An 18,635-nucleotide genomic window follows, 5' to 3' on the forward strand; every position below is an offset into this window, starting at 1 on the left:
GATGTTAAAAAGATATTTTATTGCTTTTGTTGTGCTTATAGCACATCAAATTCATGCAGAAACTTATAATATTAAAGAATTAGGAGCTGATACCACAGGTGAAGAATTGTGTACTCATTTAATAAACGAAACAATTCAACTAGCCAGTAAAGATGGAGGAGGAACAATTTACTTTCCAACAGGAACGTATTTAACTGGGCCAATTACCTTACAAAGTAACATTACCCTTTATATAGAGGCTGGTGCAATTTTAAAATTCACTTCAGAATTTAAAGAATACTTACCGTTTAAAAAAGTGCGTTATGAAGGCGTTTTTATGAACTCTTTTGCACCTTTGATTAATGCAAAAAATGTCGAAAACATAACTATAAAAGGAGAAGGGACTTTAGAAGGAAATGGTTTTGAATGGTGGAAAGAAATTAAAAGAATTTCGGATGAAGTTAATGAAAGAGGCAAGATTGAAAGCCCTAATGATTTGCAGCAACTTTGGAGCGAAGCTAATGCGGGTTTAGAAGTAGAACAATATTACGAAAGAACCTTGAAAAATCAGTTTTTTCGTCCCCCATTTATTCAGTTTTTAGAATGTAAAAAAGTGAAAATTGAAGGTGTTCGAATTCAAAATTCACCCTTTTGGACCATTAATCCTGTTGGTTGTGATGATGTTTTAATTCATGGTGTTTCAATTTTTAATAGTTCTGATGGTCCTAATACAGATGGAATAAACCCGTCGTCTTGCAGTAATGTAAGAATATCTGATTGCTTTATAAGTGTTGGTGATGATTGTATTACTATAAAATCAGGTCGAGATTTTCATGGTAGAGATTATGGAAAGGCATGCGAAAACATAACAATAACTAATTGTGTTATGTTGTCAGGTCATGGAGGGGTTGTTATTGGTAGTGAAATGTCTGGTGGTGTAAAAAATGTTGTTATTTCAAATTGTGTTTTTGACGGGACAGATTCAGGAATTCGAATGAAGGCTTCCAGAGGTCGTGGTGGAGTGGTTGAGAATATTAGGGTGTCCAATGTTGTTATGCGAAATATTGTTAGAAATGCCTTCAGCTTTAATCTGTTTTATGATAAGACCTCAAAACCAGAGTCTATTAGTGAACGAACGCCGATTTTTAGAAACATCCATATTGATAATGTTACGGGCGAGGATGTAAATAGTATTGGGTTTATAAGAGGAATTGAAGAAATGCCCATAAACGATTTGTCCTTTTCTAATATTACCATATCAGCAAAGGAAGGTTTTAAAGCACACACTGCCACGAATTTAGAGTTCAACAATATTAATGCTGGTACTAAGCAAGGGAATGTTTTAGATTTTGAGAATTGCAAAGGTGTTGTTTTAAACCGCATCAATTGCACATTGCCGGTTGCAGATCAACCTGTAATTAAAGTTTCTGTTAGCGAAAACGTGCTCTTAAATAATTGTTTTCAAAAAGTATCTGCTGATGTTTTTTTAGAAAAGGATAGTAGCTCCGTTATTATGGGAGATAATTTCCTGAATTTGGTAAAAGAACCTATAAGAAATACAAAGCAGTAAGTCTTTTTTTTTACAAATACTTCACCGTAAAATTCAAACCCAATAGGATTTTTTGCTAGTAGAATAACCCACTGGATTTTCTAAATGTATTTAACCCCTTTGGTAGCGTTTTTTTTTCTTTTTATTGTCTGTAATCCTTGTAAATATTGGTGTTGTGTGATTTGTACCCTCTATTATTGTGTTTCGTCCCCATAGTAAAATATATAGGAGTCTAAATTTGTTTGTCCTATAAAACAATTTGCAAATGCTTTTAATGAATAGAATTGTTTCAATTGTTATGCAGACAGTTTTTGTATCGATTGAGAATAGGTAGAATGTTGAACTTAATAAACCCGAATGTATGAAACGAACTTAAACAATTAAAAAGAAGGGTAACTGAAAATAACCCAAACCGATTAAATAACTAAATAACAATAACTAAACTATAATTTATGAAAAATAGTTTGTCAAAGAAAAGCTTTGACGTATTTAAAGTTGCAGTAGGGAAAACACTTATGGTTTTATCTGTAGTGGCATTTTTCCCTTATACATTATTTGCAAATGATAGTAAAGAACTATTGGCAAATACTAATTACTATAAAAATAGTGAAACTAAAAATTTGTCTTACCAACAAATTAATGTCTCGGGTACGGTTCTAGATGAGAATGGTATGGCTTTACCTGGAGTATCAATCGTTGTAAAAGGGACTTTGAAAGGGGTTATGACAGATTTTGACGGAAACTTTACTTTAAACGATGTACCCTCAAATGCTGTTTTGAAATTTACTTACGTAGGGATGGAAACTCAAGAAGTATCTGTCTCCGGAAAAAAGACAATCAATATTGTAATGAAGGAAGAGTCAACCAATCTCGATGAGGTGGTTGTTATTGGATACGGAACCACTAAGCGTAAGAATTTAACCGGTGCTGTTGCTTCAGTAGATATAGGGTCTTTAAAGGATATTCCTGCTACATCTGCGTTACAAGCTATGGCTGGTCGTTTGGCAGGTGTTCATGTTACCGTTGCCGAAGGGTCGCCAGATGCTGATATAAAAGTACGGATTAGAGGAGGGAGCTCCATTACACAGGATAACTCGCCGTTATATATCGTTGATGGGTTTCCGGTAGGAAGTATAAATGACATTCCTCCAGGGGATATTGAATCAATAGATGTACTTAAAGATGCCTCTTCCACAGCAATTTATGGTTCAGAAGGAGCAAATGGGGTAATTCTTGTCACAACAAAATCAGGTAAGGAAGGTAAAACTGAAGTTACGGTCAATGCATATACAGGTATAAAAAACACATATAAGTTAACCGATGTATTGTCTCCCTACGAATATGTGTATTACCAAAAAGAACTGGATCCGGGAGAAAGTATTACCGGGACTTCCTTTTATGGTATGTATGGTCTTTGGGATGATGTTGATATCTATAAATCTAAAAAAGGTTTAGACTGGCAAGAACAACTTTATGGAAATACCGGGATACAAAAGCATGTAGATGTAGGGTTGACTGGAGGGGATTCCTCCGTAAACTATAAACTTAACTACACACGTGATGAAGAGGATTTCATTATGTTGAATTCTGCTTATAAAAGGGATTATGTAAGTTTTAGGTTAAATAAAGACCTCGGGTCAAAACTGGTGTTCGATTTTAATTCAAGGTTGTCCAACACCCAAATTGGAGGCCCAAGCGTATCGAGCGGAAGAAAACTAAGGGATGCGGTTAAGTATGCTCCGGTAAGAAGTTTAACGTTCTTAACGGAAGATGCCTTAGGAGATGTAGACGATATTACTTCCGCAGAAGCTTTAAGTAGCCTTAATGACCCCATTTATAATACTATAAATGAGTATAAAGACCAAAACAGGTTTAACGTGACAATGAATGCAGGGCTAACTTATAAACCTGTAAAAGGCATTACAATTTCATCAAAAGGAAGTTATGCGTTCAATAAAAACTATACCGATAATATTTGGCTTAATAAAACGGGCGAAGCCAGTGCAAACGGAGGGCAGCCTGTTGCGAGACGCCAAGATTATAAAGGTAAAAACTGGTCTATTCAAAATACCGTAACCTATGATGGGAAATTTAATGACAATGTGCATAGGTTTAATATATTGTTGGGCCAAGAGGCCAGAAGTTCTCAGCGTGATGAAATGCGTACAGAATCAAAATTCTTCCCGGTTGATTTTACAGCCGATGATGTGTTGGCCATGTGGAATTACGGAACGCCGCTTCCTACCTACACTACTATAGGGGAGCCTTCAAGAACATCATCGGTTTTCGGGCGTTTAAATTATACGCTTCACGACCGTTATATTTTTAGCTTTACGGCTCGCGCCGATGGAAAAAATGTATTTGCACCTAAAAACAGATGGGGCTTTTTTCCAGGAGCCGCTTTTGCATGGCGATTGTCTGATGAATCTTTTATGAGCGGAGCAAAAGGTTGGCTGTCCAATGCTAAGTTGCGTTTAAGTTATGGAGAGGTTGGTAATGCCCGTGTTGGTTCTTATTGGCGACAGGACTATACTTTTGAAAATAGAGCCAATAGATTAATTTATGTTGCCGAAACAGCTCAAAGTGCCATGCGGACGTCTTCCGTATTGAAAAATGAAAACTTAACTTGGGAAACCACCGTGTCGGCCAATGTTGGTTTGGATTTAGGCTTTTTTAACCAGCGTCTGTCCTTAAGCGTTGATGCCTATCAAATCGACACCAATGATTTAATATTGGGTGTGGCATTGCCTTCTAATTCAGGATACAATACGCAGTACCAAAACATAGGAAGTACTTCAAATAAAGGATTGGAACTTGCTTTGTCAGGTGATATTATTGATAATGATGATTTTAAACTATCTGCAAATTTCAACATTGCATTTAATGAGAACAAGGTAAAAGAGTTGGATAGTTCGGGAGAGATGATAGCGGCTACTAACTGGGCGCCAACTGTAGGTCGTGATGATTTTAGAGCCATAGTAGGGCAACCAGTAGGTTTAATGTACGGTTACGTAACCGATGGCATGTACACCTTTGACGATTTTACTTATGACGACAACCAGAATAAATGGGTGTTGAACGAAGGTGTGGCAGATGCCTCAACCGTATTTACTAATTCAGGAAATTATTTTGGCCCTGGTCACATGAAGCTTAAAAAACTAAGTGGTGAAGGAAATGTGATTTCCCCTGATGAAGACAGAAAAGTTATTGGTAGGGCGCAGCCAAAACATACAGGTGGTTTTTCCATAAATACTTCTTACAAAGGATTTGATTTATCGGCAATGTTCAATTGGTCTTACGGCAATGATATTTACAACGCCAACAAGATTGACAACACCACGTTCAGTGGCTCTAAACGCTACAATAATTTGAGCTCTATCATGAGTTTGGAAAACAGGTTCACAACGATAGATCCGGAAACAGGTTATAACGTTATGTTTGGTAACTCGGCCGATCCACAACGTTTGCAAGAACTCAACCAGAATGCAAGAATTTGGCATCCTATTTCCAACTCCACAATTGTAACAGATTGGGCCATTGAAGATGGTTCATTTTTAAGGTTGGGAACATTAACTTTGGGATATACCTTACCAGATAGTATCATGAAGAGCGGATTGATACAAAGAATGCGATGCTATTTAACAGGGTATAATTTAAAAGTATGGACGAACTACTCCGGCCAAGACCCAGAGGTAGATACAGTGCGTTCACCACTGACTCCTGGGGTAGATTGGTCGGCATATCCAAAAGCAAAAACGTTTTTGCTTGGTGTTAACTTAACATTTTAATAAAAAAAGAACATGAAAAAAATATTTTATTATTCTATTTTACTAAGTGTTGCTATGGTGTTTGTGTCGTGCGAAAAAGATTTTTTGGATACAGCATCACCGTCAAAACTTAGTTCAGAAACCGTTTTTAAAACACCATCAATGGCTGAAGCGGCCATAATGGGCGTTTACGGTAAAATGACAGACACATATATTTATGGACAGAAACTTTCGGTTAACTGGCAGGGCGTTTCAGATATTGAAGCCAATTCAGGCTTTACTACCAATAACTATAATTCAACCAGTAGAGATGAAGGGGCAGGTAATTTTTACGACGACCCCTACAATCGAACTACGAGGTGGCAAAGTCTTTTTGAAATGGTCGAGTTGGCTTCTTCCGCTATAGACGGTATAAGAAACTCACCTATTTTGGAAAGTAGAGCAAATGAAATGGAACCGCTTTTAGGTGAGGCTTTAACACTTAGGGCAATGGCTTATTTCGAGTTGGTAAAGTATTGGGGCGATGTACCTTATAAAACAGAAGCTTCCAAGTCCGATTTATCCAATGTTTACATAGGAAAAACAGATAGGGATATAATCTACGCTGGTTTGGTGGAAGACTTGCAGGAGGCTGTTGGATATTTACCATGGCTTAATGAAAGTTCAAATTATTCTACTGTAGAGCGTTTGTCAAAGGCTTTTACTAAAGGACTTTTAGCCAAGATTTCATTATTTGCAGGGGGCTGGTCTTTACGGGATGGAAATATGTTTCCTGATAAGGACTTAGTACACCACCCAACAATTCCTGAAACCAATGGTTATTATGTAGGGAGAGTAAAAAATTGGAGAGATTATTATACTATTGCGGCCCAACAAACAGCTGAGATTTTAGGAAGTTCAGATCACCCTCATGCTTTAGATCCAGAGTACGAGAATATATGGAAAACCGTATGTGGTTTGGGGCAAAACCCATATAACGAAAATCTTTTTGAAGTTGGTTTTGGTCTTGGGAACAATGGCGATATTGGGTCATTAATGGGTTATGAGGTGTCAGGTAACACTAAATACGGAACAAGAGGTTTTGGCGGTAGTTATGTGATTTCTCAAGCCTATTATTTTTATTCGTTCGACCGTGAGGATGCCCGTAGGGATGCTACTTTAACATGGGCGCGATACGATAGTGAAAATAAGGAGACCTTAAAGAACGATGCCTTAAGTGTCAACTTTGCTAAATGGCGTATATATTGGATGTCCGATGCATATCTGTCATTGCACAAAACAGCCAATTCGCGTATAGCTACTGGTGTTAACTGGATACTCATGCGTTATTCCGATATTTATTTAATGTATGCCGAGGCCCAAAGTCAATTGGCTAATCCAGATGAGGTACACCCGGTAGCAGGAATGTCTCCGCGTCAAGCTTTAGAAAAAGTGCGGGAGCGTGCTTTTGGCCCAGGTTCAACAAAAATCCAGCAATATGATGCCGATTTCCAAGAGGCTATTATAAATGAGCGTGCATGGGAGTTTGGTTGCGAATCCATCCGTAAACACGATTTAGTGCGTTGGGGGCTGTTGTACGATAAGATTGAGACCATGAAAAAAACACTGTGTTTAATGTTGGATAACCAACAACCGGTAACCATTTTTGATAAAACATACCAGCCAACCGATTTTCCTCAAACGGTTTACTACAAATATTTAGATGATGAGTATATAGACCAAAGCTCTATTAACCTCTACACCAATTTGGGGGCAAGCCCTGGGCCTGAATACGAATCGATAAATTGGTTTCCAAAAAATGCAGCAAAACCAGATAGTGGAACAAATACCAATTATATAGAGTGGCCAACCAGAATTTTGCTAGCGGCAACAGGTATCAATAAAGATTACGATTATACGAGTTTTTTAAGCACGATGAGCAATGGGGCTGAAATACAGGCTAACATGGCCCAATACCCCAAAGGAAACGGTAATTGTAACTACAGGCACATGTTTTCAATTTATTATGAGGATATATTTGAATCTCAAGGAGAGTTGGAGAATTCCTATGGATATTAAAACGATTCAATTAATTAAATATTAATTAAAATGAAAAATATAAGATTAATTTTTATGATTTCATTGCTGGCCAGTTTTTTGGTTGGTTGTGAAAAAGATTATAATAACTGGGATGTAGAACCAGGAGGGAATAGGCTTTTTAAGCCCATTGTATTAGAAGTTTCTGGTATAGAACCAACAGCTGTCGAGTTAAAATTCACAAAGGGAATTTCTGCAACAAAATACATTTTTGAATTTAGTAAGGACAGCTTGCAGTTTAATGAAATTGTTAAAACGGTAGAGGTTTTGGCCGATACCTTAACACCTTTTGCTGAGTCAACCAACCAAGTTAAGGAAGAATACCGGGAAACCTTCTCCGAACTCGATGGCACAACAGGCTATTCGGTTAGGATGAAAAGTGTTAATGAGGATACAGATATGCAATCCAATTATAACCAAGTGTATTTTCAGACTCCCGCTGAACAGATTTTTACAAGCTATACGCCCACAACATATAGTGTTGCCTTAACGTGGGTGGTAACCCCAAGGGTAACTAACATAAGCTTGTACAATGAAACGATGGAGCTATTAGAAGATTTTAGTTTGACTGACGAGCAAAAATCTTTAGGGGAATTAACAATAGAAGGGCTGGAAAAGGGAACAAACTATATTGTTAAGATTTTTAATGGAGATAATAACCGAGGAACGTTGGGTGTACTTACCACAGGTATTCCCGATAGTTATGTGTATAATGCTTTGCCAACGGATAATGCTAGTAGCATCGCCCAAGCTTTGAAGGACATCGTGACCGGAGGAACAACGGACATTACTGTTGAATTTGAATCAGGACAAGATTATTCCATTGGGGGCGATTTGCGTATCCCTAATGGCATAAACAATATTGCTTTTGTTGGTTCGGCTGATAGTACTGGAAAACTTTCTACTCTGGATAATGCAAGATTTAGGTTTGAAGGACAAATTAATAATTTGACAATCCAATACCTGTCGACAACATCTTCGGGCAGTTTCTTTGTGGAGACCGGAGGTCACACAATTAACGATATTACCATAGTAGGGTGTAATGTGTCAGACATCAATTCTATTGTTAGGGTTAATGGGGATAGTGTGGTGAACGATATTAACGTAAGCAACTGTTGGATATCCCAAACAGGAGGTTGGGGTATGTTAAACGTAGGCTCGGGCAATACGGTTAATTCCATTAATGTTTCAAATTGTACGCTTACGGAAATAAGTACCCGTTTTGCAGATATACGTATTTCAACACAAATTAATTTCAACAATATAACCTGTGTCAATATCAATTTATCAATGGGTCATATTTGGAGGTTTGATAACAACCATCCAGTTCAGGTGTCTATTCAGGACTGTATAATAACAGGTCCTAATGGAGGCGCTGAAATAAATGATACTAATGGAGATTATAGTAATATAGCTATTTCTTATACAGGTAGTTATAAGACTAATGATTTGATGATCAAAGATAGGCCGTTAAATGGTATTACGGAAATTCCATTGGATATTTACGGACTTTTTGTAGATCCTGATAATGGTGATTTCCATATCCAAGAAGGTATTGGTTTTGCAGGTACAGGTGTGGCCGGCGATACCAGATGGTTCGATTAATTAGAGTTAGTTTACTTAGTTTAGTTTGTCTGAGGGGAAGGTTTTCAAGAGTCCTTCTCCTCTACTTTAAAATATAAGCTAAGGATAATCAATGTTAACGCAAAAAATAAATTTTATGAAAAACAAAATAATCTTCACCACAATTTTTACAACATTGCTATTGCTGTTTACGCATAGCTGTAGTAAAGATGATAAATGGGCCGAAAGCCCTACAAGCCAGAACCCAGAACAGGATGATAATGTAGATGAGGGTGATAATAATCCAATAAATGAAGAGGCCTTTGCCTTTCCCGGTGCCGAGGGCGGCGGTATGAATGCGACTGGGGGCCGTGGTGGTAAAGTGTATAAGGTTACCTCGTTAGCCGACACAAATACCCCCGGTACATTACGTTACGCCGTAAACCAGTCGGGGGCCAGAATTGTTGTCTTTGATGTATCGGGAACCATTCATTTGACTTCGCAGTTACGGATTGATAAAGATAATATAACCATAGCAGGGCAGACCGCACCGGGCGATGGAATCTGCTTGGCAGATTATGATGTGGATGTTAGTGCCGATAATGTCATCTTAAGGTACTTGAGGGTAAGAATGGGTGATGTTTCGAAGGTAGAGAGCGATGCTATGGGCGGACGTTTTCAAAAAAACATCATTATAGACCATTGCTCCATGAGTTGGTCAACCGACGAATGTGTTTCATTTTATCAAAATGAAAATTTCACTTTACAATGGAGCGTTATATCAGAATCTTTGAAAAAGTCAGTTCACGAGAAAGGGTCACATGGCTATGGCGGTGTGTGGGGTGGTAAAAATGCCACATTTCATCATAATTTGCTGGCTCACCACGATAGTAGAAACCCTAGGTTGGGTGAGTACGCAAATGATGCTTTTGCCCTTACCGATTTGGTTGATTTAAGGAATAACGTGATTTATAATTGGGGCGGTAACAGTTGTTATGGCGGTGAGGCCATGAATGTAAACATAGTTAATTGTTATTACAAACCTGGTCCGGCCACATCAAAAAAGACTCGTATTATATCTATTGACAAGAATACAAAAAGTGACATTAGCCCAAATCCAGTGTATGATGTTTGGGGGAAATTTTATATTGATGGCAATGTTGTAGAAGGATCTATGGCAGTAACTGAAGATAATTGGACTTACGGAGTGTATAACCAATTTTATCATTCTTATGGAACGGTTTCTGAAGAAGATAAAGCGGCCATGAGAATAGAAGAGCCTCACAATGCTATGCCTGTAACTACACATACAGCTGAAAAGGCTTATAGTTTGGTCTTGGATTTAGCAGGAGCTTCTATAATTCGAGATGCTGTTGATGAAAGGATTATAGCCGATGCTAGGGAGGGGAAGGCAACCATAATGGATGGTGGCAACGGTAGTACCAATGGAATAATAGATACCCAATCAGCTGTTGGTGGATGGCCAGAACTTGAGACAAGGGATGTGCCTAAAGATTCTGATAACGACGGAATGCCAGATATCTGGGAAACCGAGAATGGTCTGGATCCAAATAAAGATGATGCAACAGGAAACATCCTAAGTACAGCTTATGATAATATTGAAGTTTATATCAATAGCTTAGTGGCTGAACAGGTAAAGCTTCAAACCGAACTATAAATAAAATCCTGCACAAAGGAACCTAACCACTTCTTCTGTGCAGGATTTCTTCTATATATCAAATGTTTTTATCCGTATAATAGGATAAAGTAAACAATAAAACAACAACCAACTAAATACATTAAACAATGAAACAGATTTTACTTTTTTTGATCTTCCTATCGGGAACCTGTGCCATATCGGCCAATACCATACCGGTAACACCCGGAACTATTGCTAACGAGCTGTCAAACGCATCAGATGGGGATATCCTAATCTTAGGGGCAGGAACTTATGCTTCGGGAATAAACCTGCAAGACGGTAAAGTAATCACCCTTCAAGGGGAAAACCGAGAAACGGTAATTATTACCCAAGAAATTTCAATGGGGGGAGCACTTACAAACTGTGGCTTCATATTTAAAGACTTAACCATTGATAGGTCTAGCGATTATTTTTTGTCCGGCGACATTGGAGATATAAGGACTTTAGAGTTCTATAACGTTACCGTTCAAAATGTAAATCGCTGTTTTTTAAGGACAAATAACGAAGGGAACACTATCGATTTAATAAAGTTTGATGGCTGTACCATACAAAACTGTGGGGATAACGGCTATAGGTTTATTTGGCCAAAGCATATTGTGAAAGCCATAGAAGTAACCAACAGTACATTTTATAATTACCTAAACGGCGAAAGTTTTTTCTACCCAAACCATGCTGTGGCCAATACAAATGTATTTTCCTTTGTGTTTGAAAACAATACGGTCTATAAATGGGGTAAAGATGGTAGCAGGGCAATATGTAACGTAAGGGATCGGTACAGTACAGATTCAAATTATAGCTTCCGAAACAATATTATAACCGAACCAGGAGCCACGCAATTACCAAATATCATTGTCGCTACCGGCGGGAACTTGATAGCCGAAAAAAACTTGGTGGTTAATTACGGAACTTACAATGTGTCATCGGCAACGACATCAACAATAGATGACCATACATTGGAAAGCTTGGGCTTAACTGCTATTGGGTTTGCCGACCCGGATAATGGTGATTTTACAATCACCTCCAACTCGCCAATAGCTACCGCAAGCACGTTGGGTGGTATTATAGGGGATCCAAGTTGGTTAAAAGAAGTTACAGCGCCAGCAAGTTTAACGGTTTCTACCTTACCTGAAGCGGCCGGCGAGGTGTCTCCTCCCGGAGGGGTTTATAATCAGGGAGATATGGTGACCTTAACTGCCACACGCCATTTTGGATATGCCTTCAAAGCTTGGAAAAATGCCGATACTGGCGAGCAATTATCTACCGAAAACCCTTATACTTTTACAATGAATGATGATATGCATGTGCAGGCGGAATTTGAAACCATGGCCACATATGCTGTAGATGTAACCATTGAAGGAAGCCAGTGGGGCAGTGTTACAATGAGTCCTGAACCAACCGATGGAAAATATGAAGCAGGAACCATTGTAAATATAGAAGCGCAACCTAATAAAGTGGTTAATTTTTTAAATTGGGAAGACAACTCCACCCAAGTATCGCGGGAAATATTGGTAGATGCTAACAAAAGCTTTACGGCAACTTTTGATGAAATCCCTTTTATTGTTGGGTGGGATTTTAAGGATGAAAACCCAAAATCCGATAGACAAGGCGATTATTATTCAGCATTATCCAACGTTGGCCTGTTTTCGGTAAAGAAAGCCGATGGAACAAGTACCGGCTGGTTAGCTAGGCCTCAAGGGGCATACTCGCCGAGTTATCCTTGTGTGCACTTTTGGGCAGATCCATCAGAATGGACCACGCCAAGGGCCTTTGAGGCTTCTTTTTCTACGATAGGTTATGAAAATATTCAAATAAACGCCATGTTATCAGGGTCGTATCATGGGTATTCCATCATAACCTTACAATATTCCTTAGATGGTACAAATTATACCAAACTAGGTGAAGTCGATTTAAGTTCGGTTTGGAACAGCTCTTGGGCCGATTTAAACCTTACATTACCGCCCGATGCGAATGGCCAAAGTAAAATTTATGTTCGGTGGATTGCTGATACCGTAAACAGTGCTGAACTGGGAAATGCTTCCGATGTTGATGGTACGGCCATTACGAATATATATGTTTTTGCCGATAAAACAGTGGTTAACGATGAAACAGCTCCCACTTTGATTTCAACCGTACCAACCGAAGGCGCTACCAATGCCAGTGCAAACGGGTCAATCGTACTTACTTTTGATGAGCCTATGAAAGCTGGAACGGGAGATGCCACATTAGAAGGGGCAGTATTACATCCTTCTTTTGGATCTAAGACGGTATCTTTTCCTTATTCGAAATTGAGTTATAATACAGCTTATACATTTACGGTTCCCAGTGGAGCTTTAACCGATTTGGCAGGAAACCCCTTTACCGGTATCACTCTTGATTTTAGTACAATAGATCGTCCGCAGCCCATAGCCAAATTATTTGATGCAGTTATTGCAACCGATGGTACAGGAGACTATTTAACCGTACAGGAGGGGATTGATGCCGTACCCAATAACAGAACATCGCCTTGGTTGATTTTTGTAAAGAATGGGATGTATAATGAACATGTTCAAATACCAGAAAACAAACCATTTATTCATTTAATAGGACAGTCTGAAGCAGGGGTTATCATCACTGATGATCACTTAAGCGGAGAAGATGGAAACCCCGAAACACCAAACTATGGCAGTGAAGGGGCAACAGTGGTTGTTTACGGTTCAAATTGCTATTTTGAGAACATGACATTCATCAATCAGTTTGGGGTAGATAATCAAACCGGCCCTCAAGCTTTGGCCATGTATACCAATACAGATAAAGTGGCTTTTAATAATTGTACTTTAAGAAGTTATCAGGATACCTTTTTAACTGGTAAAACAACAAACAGTCAAGGTTATTTATTAAACTGTAACATTGAAGGAAAGGTCGATTATATATTTGGTGATGGTAATTTTTTCTTTGATAGAACAACACTAACCTGTGTAGAGAACGGAGGTTATATTGTGGCGCCAAGTCATGGTGAAACGACACAATGGGGTTATGTTTTTAGTAATTGTACCATAGATGGGCCTGAGGGAGTCGATTTTTATTTAGGACGTCCTTGGTTAAACGCCCCAAAGGCCGCTTTTTTTAATACCATAAGCAAAATTGATATTTATCCGGTAGGATGGTATTATAAAATGGGAGCTATCCCAGCCATTTTTGCAGATTATAATACCATGGACGAAAATGGAAATGCTTTGGATTTAAGCCAAAGAATAGATACCTATGAATACGATGTAAAAGACGAAAACGGTAATGTTATCGAAACCGTTACAGGTACGGCCAAAAATGCGTTTACCGATGAAGAGGCTGCCGAATACACTTATGAAAATGTAGTTGTGGGCACCGGTTCATGGGATCCCCGTATGATGACCGAAGTTACCGAAGCACCGGAAATTTCATTGAGCGATAATGTGCTTTCTTGGGATGCCGTTCCATATGCTATGTGCTATGTGGTCATGCGCAATGGTCAGGTTATAGGGTTTACAACCGATACGTCTTATACGGATAGTACCGAAAGTAAAAGTGCGGAAAATACCAAAATAGCAGGTAATGCTTATACTGTACAGGCTGTAAATGGCTATGGTGCATTAAGTGCCCAGTCAAATGAGGCAAGCGAAAGTTTAGGTCTTGATAATGTAGGGAAAGAAGAGTTTAAGGTGTTTCCAAATCCAGTAGAGACAATTTTAAATGTATCAGGACCCCATAATATTAAAACTTTTAATGTGTACAATGTGTTTGGAAAGTTAGTGATAAAAAGTTCGAGTAAGCTCATAGACGTTAGTTTACTTCATTCCGGTGTGTATCTTTTAGAACTCACGTCACATTCAAATACAAGAAAGGTTGTTAAGTTTATTAAGAAGTAATTGTAAATCGTATTGAGTTTTTTTGATTGAATTTTAATACGAGTAGACTTAAGTTTAAGCGCTCTGATGATGAACTCATTGTATTCAGGGCGTTTTTACTTTGTTAAAGGAGGCATTGATAAAAATAATTAGATAACAAAATGAATTTAACATCAAAAGTTATATGAAACCATAAAAAAAACGATAATAATAAGAGAATATGAAAAAAAAGCACATGAAAAGAAAACAAGTAGTCATAATATTCATGATTTTTATGACGCTCCATTCCTTTGGACAGCGTACAAAAGAAACGGTTTCTAAGGTTTGGATTTCAGATTTAGGGAATGGTAAATATAAAAACCCAATTTTGTATGCCGATTATTCAGATCCCGATGTGTGTCGAGTAGGAAAGGATTATTATATGACGGCCTCATCATTTAACTGTGTACCAGGATTGCCCATTTTGCATTCCAATGATTTGGTAAATTGGACACTGATTAATTATGCGTTGCCAAAACAAGTGCCTTTAGATGTGTTTAATAAACCACAACACGGCAAAGGGGTTTGGGCTCCATGCATTCGATACTATAATGACGAGCTGTATATTTTTTATCCAGATCCAGATTACGGAATATATATGACCAAAACAAGCGATCCTTATGGTGATTGGTCAGAACCTGTTTTGATTAAGCCGGGTAAGGGAATTATTGATCCGGCACCATTTTGGGACGATAATGGAAAAGCTTATTTAGGCTATGCCTTTGCAGGAAGTAGAGCGGGTACTAAAAGTGTTCTTATGATTTGTTCTATGTCAAAAGATGGAGCATCAACCTTAGATGATGATGTGCTTATTTTTGATGGTCACGAAGGCCACAAAACAGTCGAAGGTCCAAAAATATATAAAAGAGATGACTATTATTATGTATTCGCCCCAGCAGGCGGTGTATCTACAGGTTGGCAGCTCATTTTACGTTCGAAAAATATTTATGGCCCGTATGAAGAAAAAGTGGTTTTGGAACAAGGTTCAACCGAAATTAATGGCCCCCACCAAGGGGCGTGGGTAGATACCGTAACGGATGAGCATTGGTTTATTCATTTTCAAGATCAAGGGCCTTATGGAAGGGTTGTTCATTTAAATCCCATGTCATGGAAAAACCATTGGCCTGTAATGGGAGTGGATTATGATGGTAATGGCATTGGAGAGCCAGTTTCAGAATTTAAAAAACCAAATGTAGGGGCTTCCTATCCTATTACGACCCCGCCAGACTCCGATGAATTTAATGAACCAGAGCAAGGTTTACAATGGCAATGGCATGCCAACAAGCACATAACCTGGGGATATCCATCTGCACGTATGGGGTATTTTAGGTTGAACTGCTTTCCGAAGCCCGAAGGCTATGTGAATTTATGGGAAGTCCCGAATATATTGGCGCAAAAATTTCCAGCAAATGAATTTACAGCTACCGTTAAATTTGATTTTACGCCCAATTTCGATAACGAAGAATTTGGATTTTTAATAATGGGAAGAAGTTATAGCTATTTGGCTGTGAAGAATATCGACGGTCAATTAAAACTGGTTCAGGTGACATGCGATGACGCCGATAAGGGCGCTGCGGAAAGTATAAAGATTTTGAGTGATTTGAAAAACAATCAATTGTATTTTAGGGTAACCGTAGATCAATCTGCGTCGAGCCAATTTTATTATAGCTACGACAATAAAAATTTTATTGAAGCAGGAGAAAAGTTCAAAGCCCGCGAAGGGGGATGGATAGGCTCTAAAATAGGTTTTGTTGCGCTTAGGGAAGGAAAAATCAATAATGCCGGATATACAAATATAGATTGGTTTAGAGTGACTAAATAGTGTCCTCAAATAACTCTTAATTTGTTTTGTTAATAAAAGCAGCAATGTTTAAGAGTCTGTTTAAGATTTTGTCAATTATTTTTTATGCCCCTTTTTGCGCAATATTTCGTTACAATTTTGAACCGTAGCTAAGGCTATGCTTAAAAATTTTGCCTTGTATTGCATCAAAAATGATCTATAAAAATTCTAATCAGAAATTCTTAAACAGACTCTAAGTTTTAAATTTATTTTACAATCGTAAAAACAAGTATTCTGTTACAGAAAATACAACTTATATTATCTCTTTTTTTGATACTCTTTATGGGCAATGCCCTGTTTTCCCAAGCAGATGTTACTGCAACTGTAGATACTCAAAACCGATTGACTTCAATGGATAACGGAATTATTTCCATAACCATTAATAGCAAAGTGCAGGTTAATTCTTTATTGTACAACGGGAAAGATTTGATAGATGCCAATAACCAAGGGCGTTTTTATTTTAGTTATAATGATCAAAATGCTTATAGTGAGTTGAGTCCAGATAAGGTTAGGATTGAAAAACAAACAGCCGATTATGTAGAGGTTGTTTATTCAAGAACAACAGGAACACTACTTCTTGAGCAGGCGTTTATAATGCAAAAGGGAGTGAGTGGCATTCATTCTTATGTTACGGTAAAAGGAACATCAACGCCCATTTCTTTGCGTGAAATGAGAGTGGTTTACCGGGTTAACCGTTCGTTGTTTGATTATGGATATGTGTCTGATGTTATGCAAGGCGAACTGCCTTCGGTGGCTGAAATGGTGGCTTCAAATAGCAATTCAATAATGGATGCCACTTATGAACTGTCTGATGGTTCTATTTATACAAAATACGATTGGGCGAATTATTTAGTAGAAGATGATGTGCATGGTATTTTATCTGATAATGAGGGTATTTGGGCCATTGCTCCAAGTAATGAGTTTATGAACGGTGGACCAATGAAACAGGAATTAACGGTTCATGCCACAAACAAAACGCCGTTAGTGCTTCAAATGCTACAGGGAGAGCATTTTGGAGCAGCATCCCAAAGTTATTCGACAGGAACAGATAAAATTTATGGTCCATTTTTTATCTATGTAAATTCAGGGAATACCCATCAAGAAATGATTGATGATGCTAAAGCGCAGGCCGGATTTCAAAAATATCAATGGCCTTATCAATGGTTGGATAACCCTTTGTTTCCAACAAACAGAACAGAAGTAACAGGAACGTTGAATATTCCACATGGACTCTCTGCAAATAACATTCAAGTGGTGCTGGCTAAACCGGGTTCGTCTATTTATAATCAGGGTACCGATTATATGTTTTGGTCGCAGACAAATTCAGATGGAGAATTTACAATACCAAATGTTAGGGAAGGAGTCTATACCCTTTTTGCTTATGCTACGGAAGGTGAAATTACTGAGAAATTGGTTGTTGATAATATCAATGTTTTGGGAGCTTCAGTTGCGTTGGGAACTATAGATTGGCCTGTTGAAAAATTAGAAAAGAAATTTTGGCAGATTGGAGAAAATGATAGGTTGACCAAAGGATTTAAAATGTCTGATACTCCAAGAGCATATGGTTTATATGATTTGCCACCTTCAAATTTGGATTATACTATTGGAAGTAGTACCCCAGAAAATGATTGGTATTATGCCCAAACAAAAGTGGGAACATGGACGGTAAACTTTAATGTAGATGCTGTTTATCCCGAAAATGCTGTTTTAACAGCTTCTATCGCAGGTGCAGCGGCAAATCCAAAGGTAGATGTGTATGTTAATGGCGTTAAGCAAACTACATGGTCTTTTGGCAATGATGCCTCAGTGTATCGTAGTGCTGTTCTTAGTGGCCGTCACGAGGTGAGAACGCTTACATTTTATGCATCATATCTGAATCTGGGGAGCAATACCGTATCGTTTAAAATGACCAGTGTGGGAAATAGGGGAGGCTTAATGTATGATTGCATTAAATCAGAGTCAGGTAAGTTGTTAACACTTTCCAACCAAAGTGTTGTGACTTTAAAACCTAAAACCATTAGTCAATATACTAACCCTTTTAAAAATTTTACTGATTTTAAAATAACAACAAACAATACAGGAAAAGCATCATTGTGCATTTACGGACTTAATGGACATCTTGTTGATGTAGTGTTTGATGGTGATATGGTAAAAAATAATTTTATTTTAAGTTATGATGGAACTAAACTTAAACCGGGTCTGTATATATAAAATTTAAAACAGATAGTGAGTTGTTATGAGGCAAGATTATTAAAAAATAATG

The 18,635-nt window shown here is 38.0% G+C and carries 8 protein-coding genes; all 8 read left to right on the plus strand.

Annotated elements, in window-relative coordinates:
• Nucleotide 1 precedes the first annotated feature (1 nt).
• The 8 genes from ACIEHO_RS02550 to ACIEHO_RS02585 all read left to right on the plus strand — a co-directional run bounded on the left by ACIEHO_RS02550 (nt 2) and on the right by ACIEHO_RS02585 (nt 18,583).
• Nucleotides 2-1,549 (plus strand): glycoside hydrolase family 28 protein, encoded by a 1,548-nt coding sequence (locus ACIEHO_RS02550; protein ID WP_406968319.1) that lies wholly within the window; start codon nt 2-4, stop codon nt 1,547-1,549.
• A 431-nt stretch (nt 1,550-1,980) separates the two neighbouring features.
• Nucleotides 1,981-5,316, plus strand: coding sequence for a SusC/RagA family TonB-linked outer membrane protein (locus ACIEHO_RS02555; protein ID WP_406968321.1), 3,336 nt, complete (start codon nt 1,981-1,983; stop codon nt 5,314-5,316).
• A 12-nt stretch (nt 5,317-5,328) separates the two neighbouring features.
• Nucleotides 5,329-7,353, plus strand: coding sequence for a RagB/SusD family nutrient uptake outer membrane protein (locus tag ACIEHO_RS02560; protein WP_406968323.1), 2,025 nt, complete (start codon nt 5,329-5,331; stop codon nt 7,351-7,353).
• A 30-nt stretch (nt 7,354-7,383) separates the two neighbouring features.
• A complete protein-coding gene (locus ACIEHO_RS02565) occupies nt 7,384-8,976 on the plus strand; it encodes a hypothetical protein (RefSeq protein WP_406968325.1) in 1,593 nt (530 codons plus the stop codon).
• Between the two features lie 115 nt (nt 8,977-9,091).
• Nucleotides 9,092-10,612: a pectate lyase family protein gene (locus ACIEHO_RS02570; RefSeq protein ID WP_406968327.1), complete on the plus strand. Its 1,521-nt coding sequence runs from the start codon at nt 9,092-9,094 to the stop codon at nt 10,610-10,612.
• A 128-nt stretch (nt 10,613-10,740) separates the two neighbouring features.
• Nucleotides 10,741-14,514, plus strand: a complete 3,774-nt coding sequence (locus ACIEHO_RS02575; protein ID WP_406968329.1) for a pectinesterase family protein — start codon at nt 10,741-10,743, stop codon at nt 14,512-14,514.
• 214 nt (nt 14,515-14,728) lie between these two features.
• Complete coding sequence (locus tag ACIEHO_RS02580) at nt 14,729-16,354, plus strand: glycoside hydrolase family 43 protein (protein ID WP_406968331.1); 1,626 nt, start codon at nt 14,729-14,731, stop codon at nt 16,352-16,354.
• Nucleotides 16,355-16,642: 288 nt separating this feature from the next.
• Complete coding sequence (locus ACIEHO_RS02585) at nt 16,643-18,583, plus strand: polysaccharide lyase family protein (RefSeq protein ID WP_406968333.1); 1,941 nt, start codon at nt 16,643-16,645, stop codon at nt 18,581-18,583.
• Nucleotides 18,584-18,635 lie beyond the last annotated feature (52 nt).

Origin of the sequence: Flavisericum labens (assembly GCF_045446075.1) — a bacterium.
Classification (GTDB): domain Bacteria; phylum Bacteroidota; class Bacteroidia; order Flavobacteriales; family Flavobacteriaceae; genus Flavisericum; species Flavisericum labens.

What these genes read in the sequence shown, in the direction of transcription:
- ACIEHO_RS02550 (WP_406968319.1), top strand. Translation starts at nt 2, where the DNA reads ATGTTAAAAAGATATTTTATTGCTTTTGTTGTGCTTATAGCACATCAA.
- ACIEHO_RS02575 (WP_406968329.1), top strand. Translation starts at nt 10,741, where the DNA reads ATGAAACAGATTTTACTTTTTTTGATCTTCCTATCGGGAACCTGTGCC.
- ACIEHO_RS02580 (WP_406968331.1), top strand. Translation starts at nt 14,729, where the DNA reads ATGAAAAGAAAACAAGTAGTCATAATATTCATGATTTTTATGACGCTC.
- ACIEHO_RS02570 (WP_406968327.1), top strand. Translation starts at nt 9,092, where the DNA reads ATGAAAAACAAAATAATCTTCACCACAATTTTTACAACATTGCTATTG.
- ACIEHO_RS02560 (WP_406968323.1), top strand. Translation starts at nt 5,329, where the DNA reads ATGAAAAAAATATTTTATTATTCTATTTTACTAAGTGTTGCTATGGTG.
- ACIEHO_RS02565 (WP_406968325.1), top strand. Translation starts at nt 7,384, where the DNA reads ATGAAAAATATAAGATTAATTTTTATGATTTCATTGCTGGCCAGTTTT.
- ACIEHO_RS02555 (WP_406968321.1), top strand. Translation starts at nt 1,981, where the DNA reads ATGAAAAATAGTTTGTCAAAGAAAAGCTTTGACGTATTTAAAGTTGCA.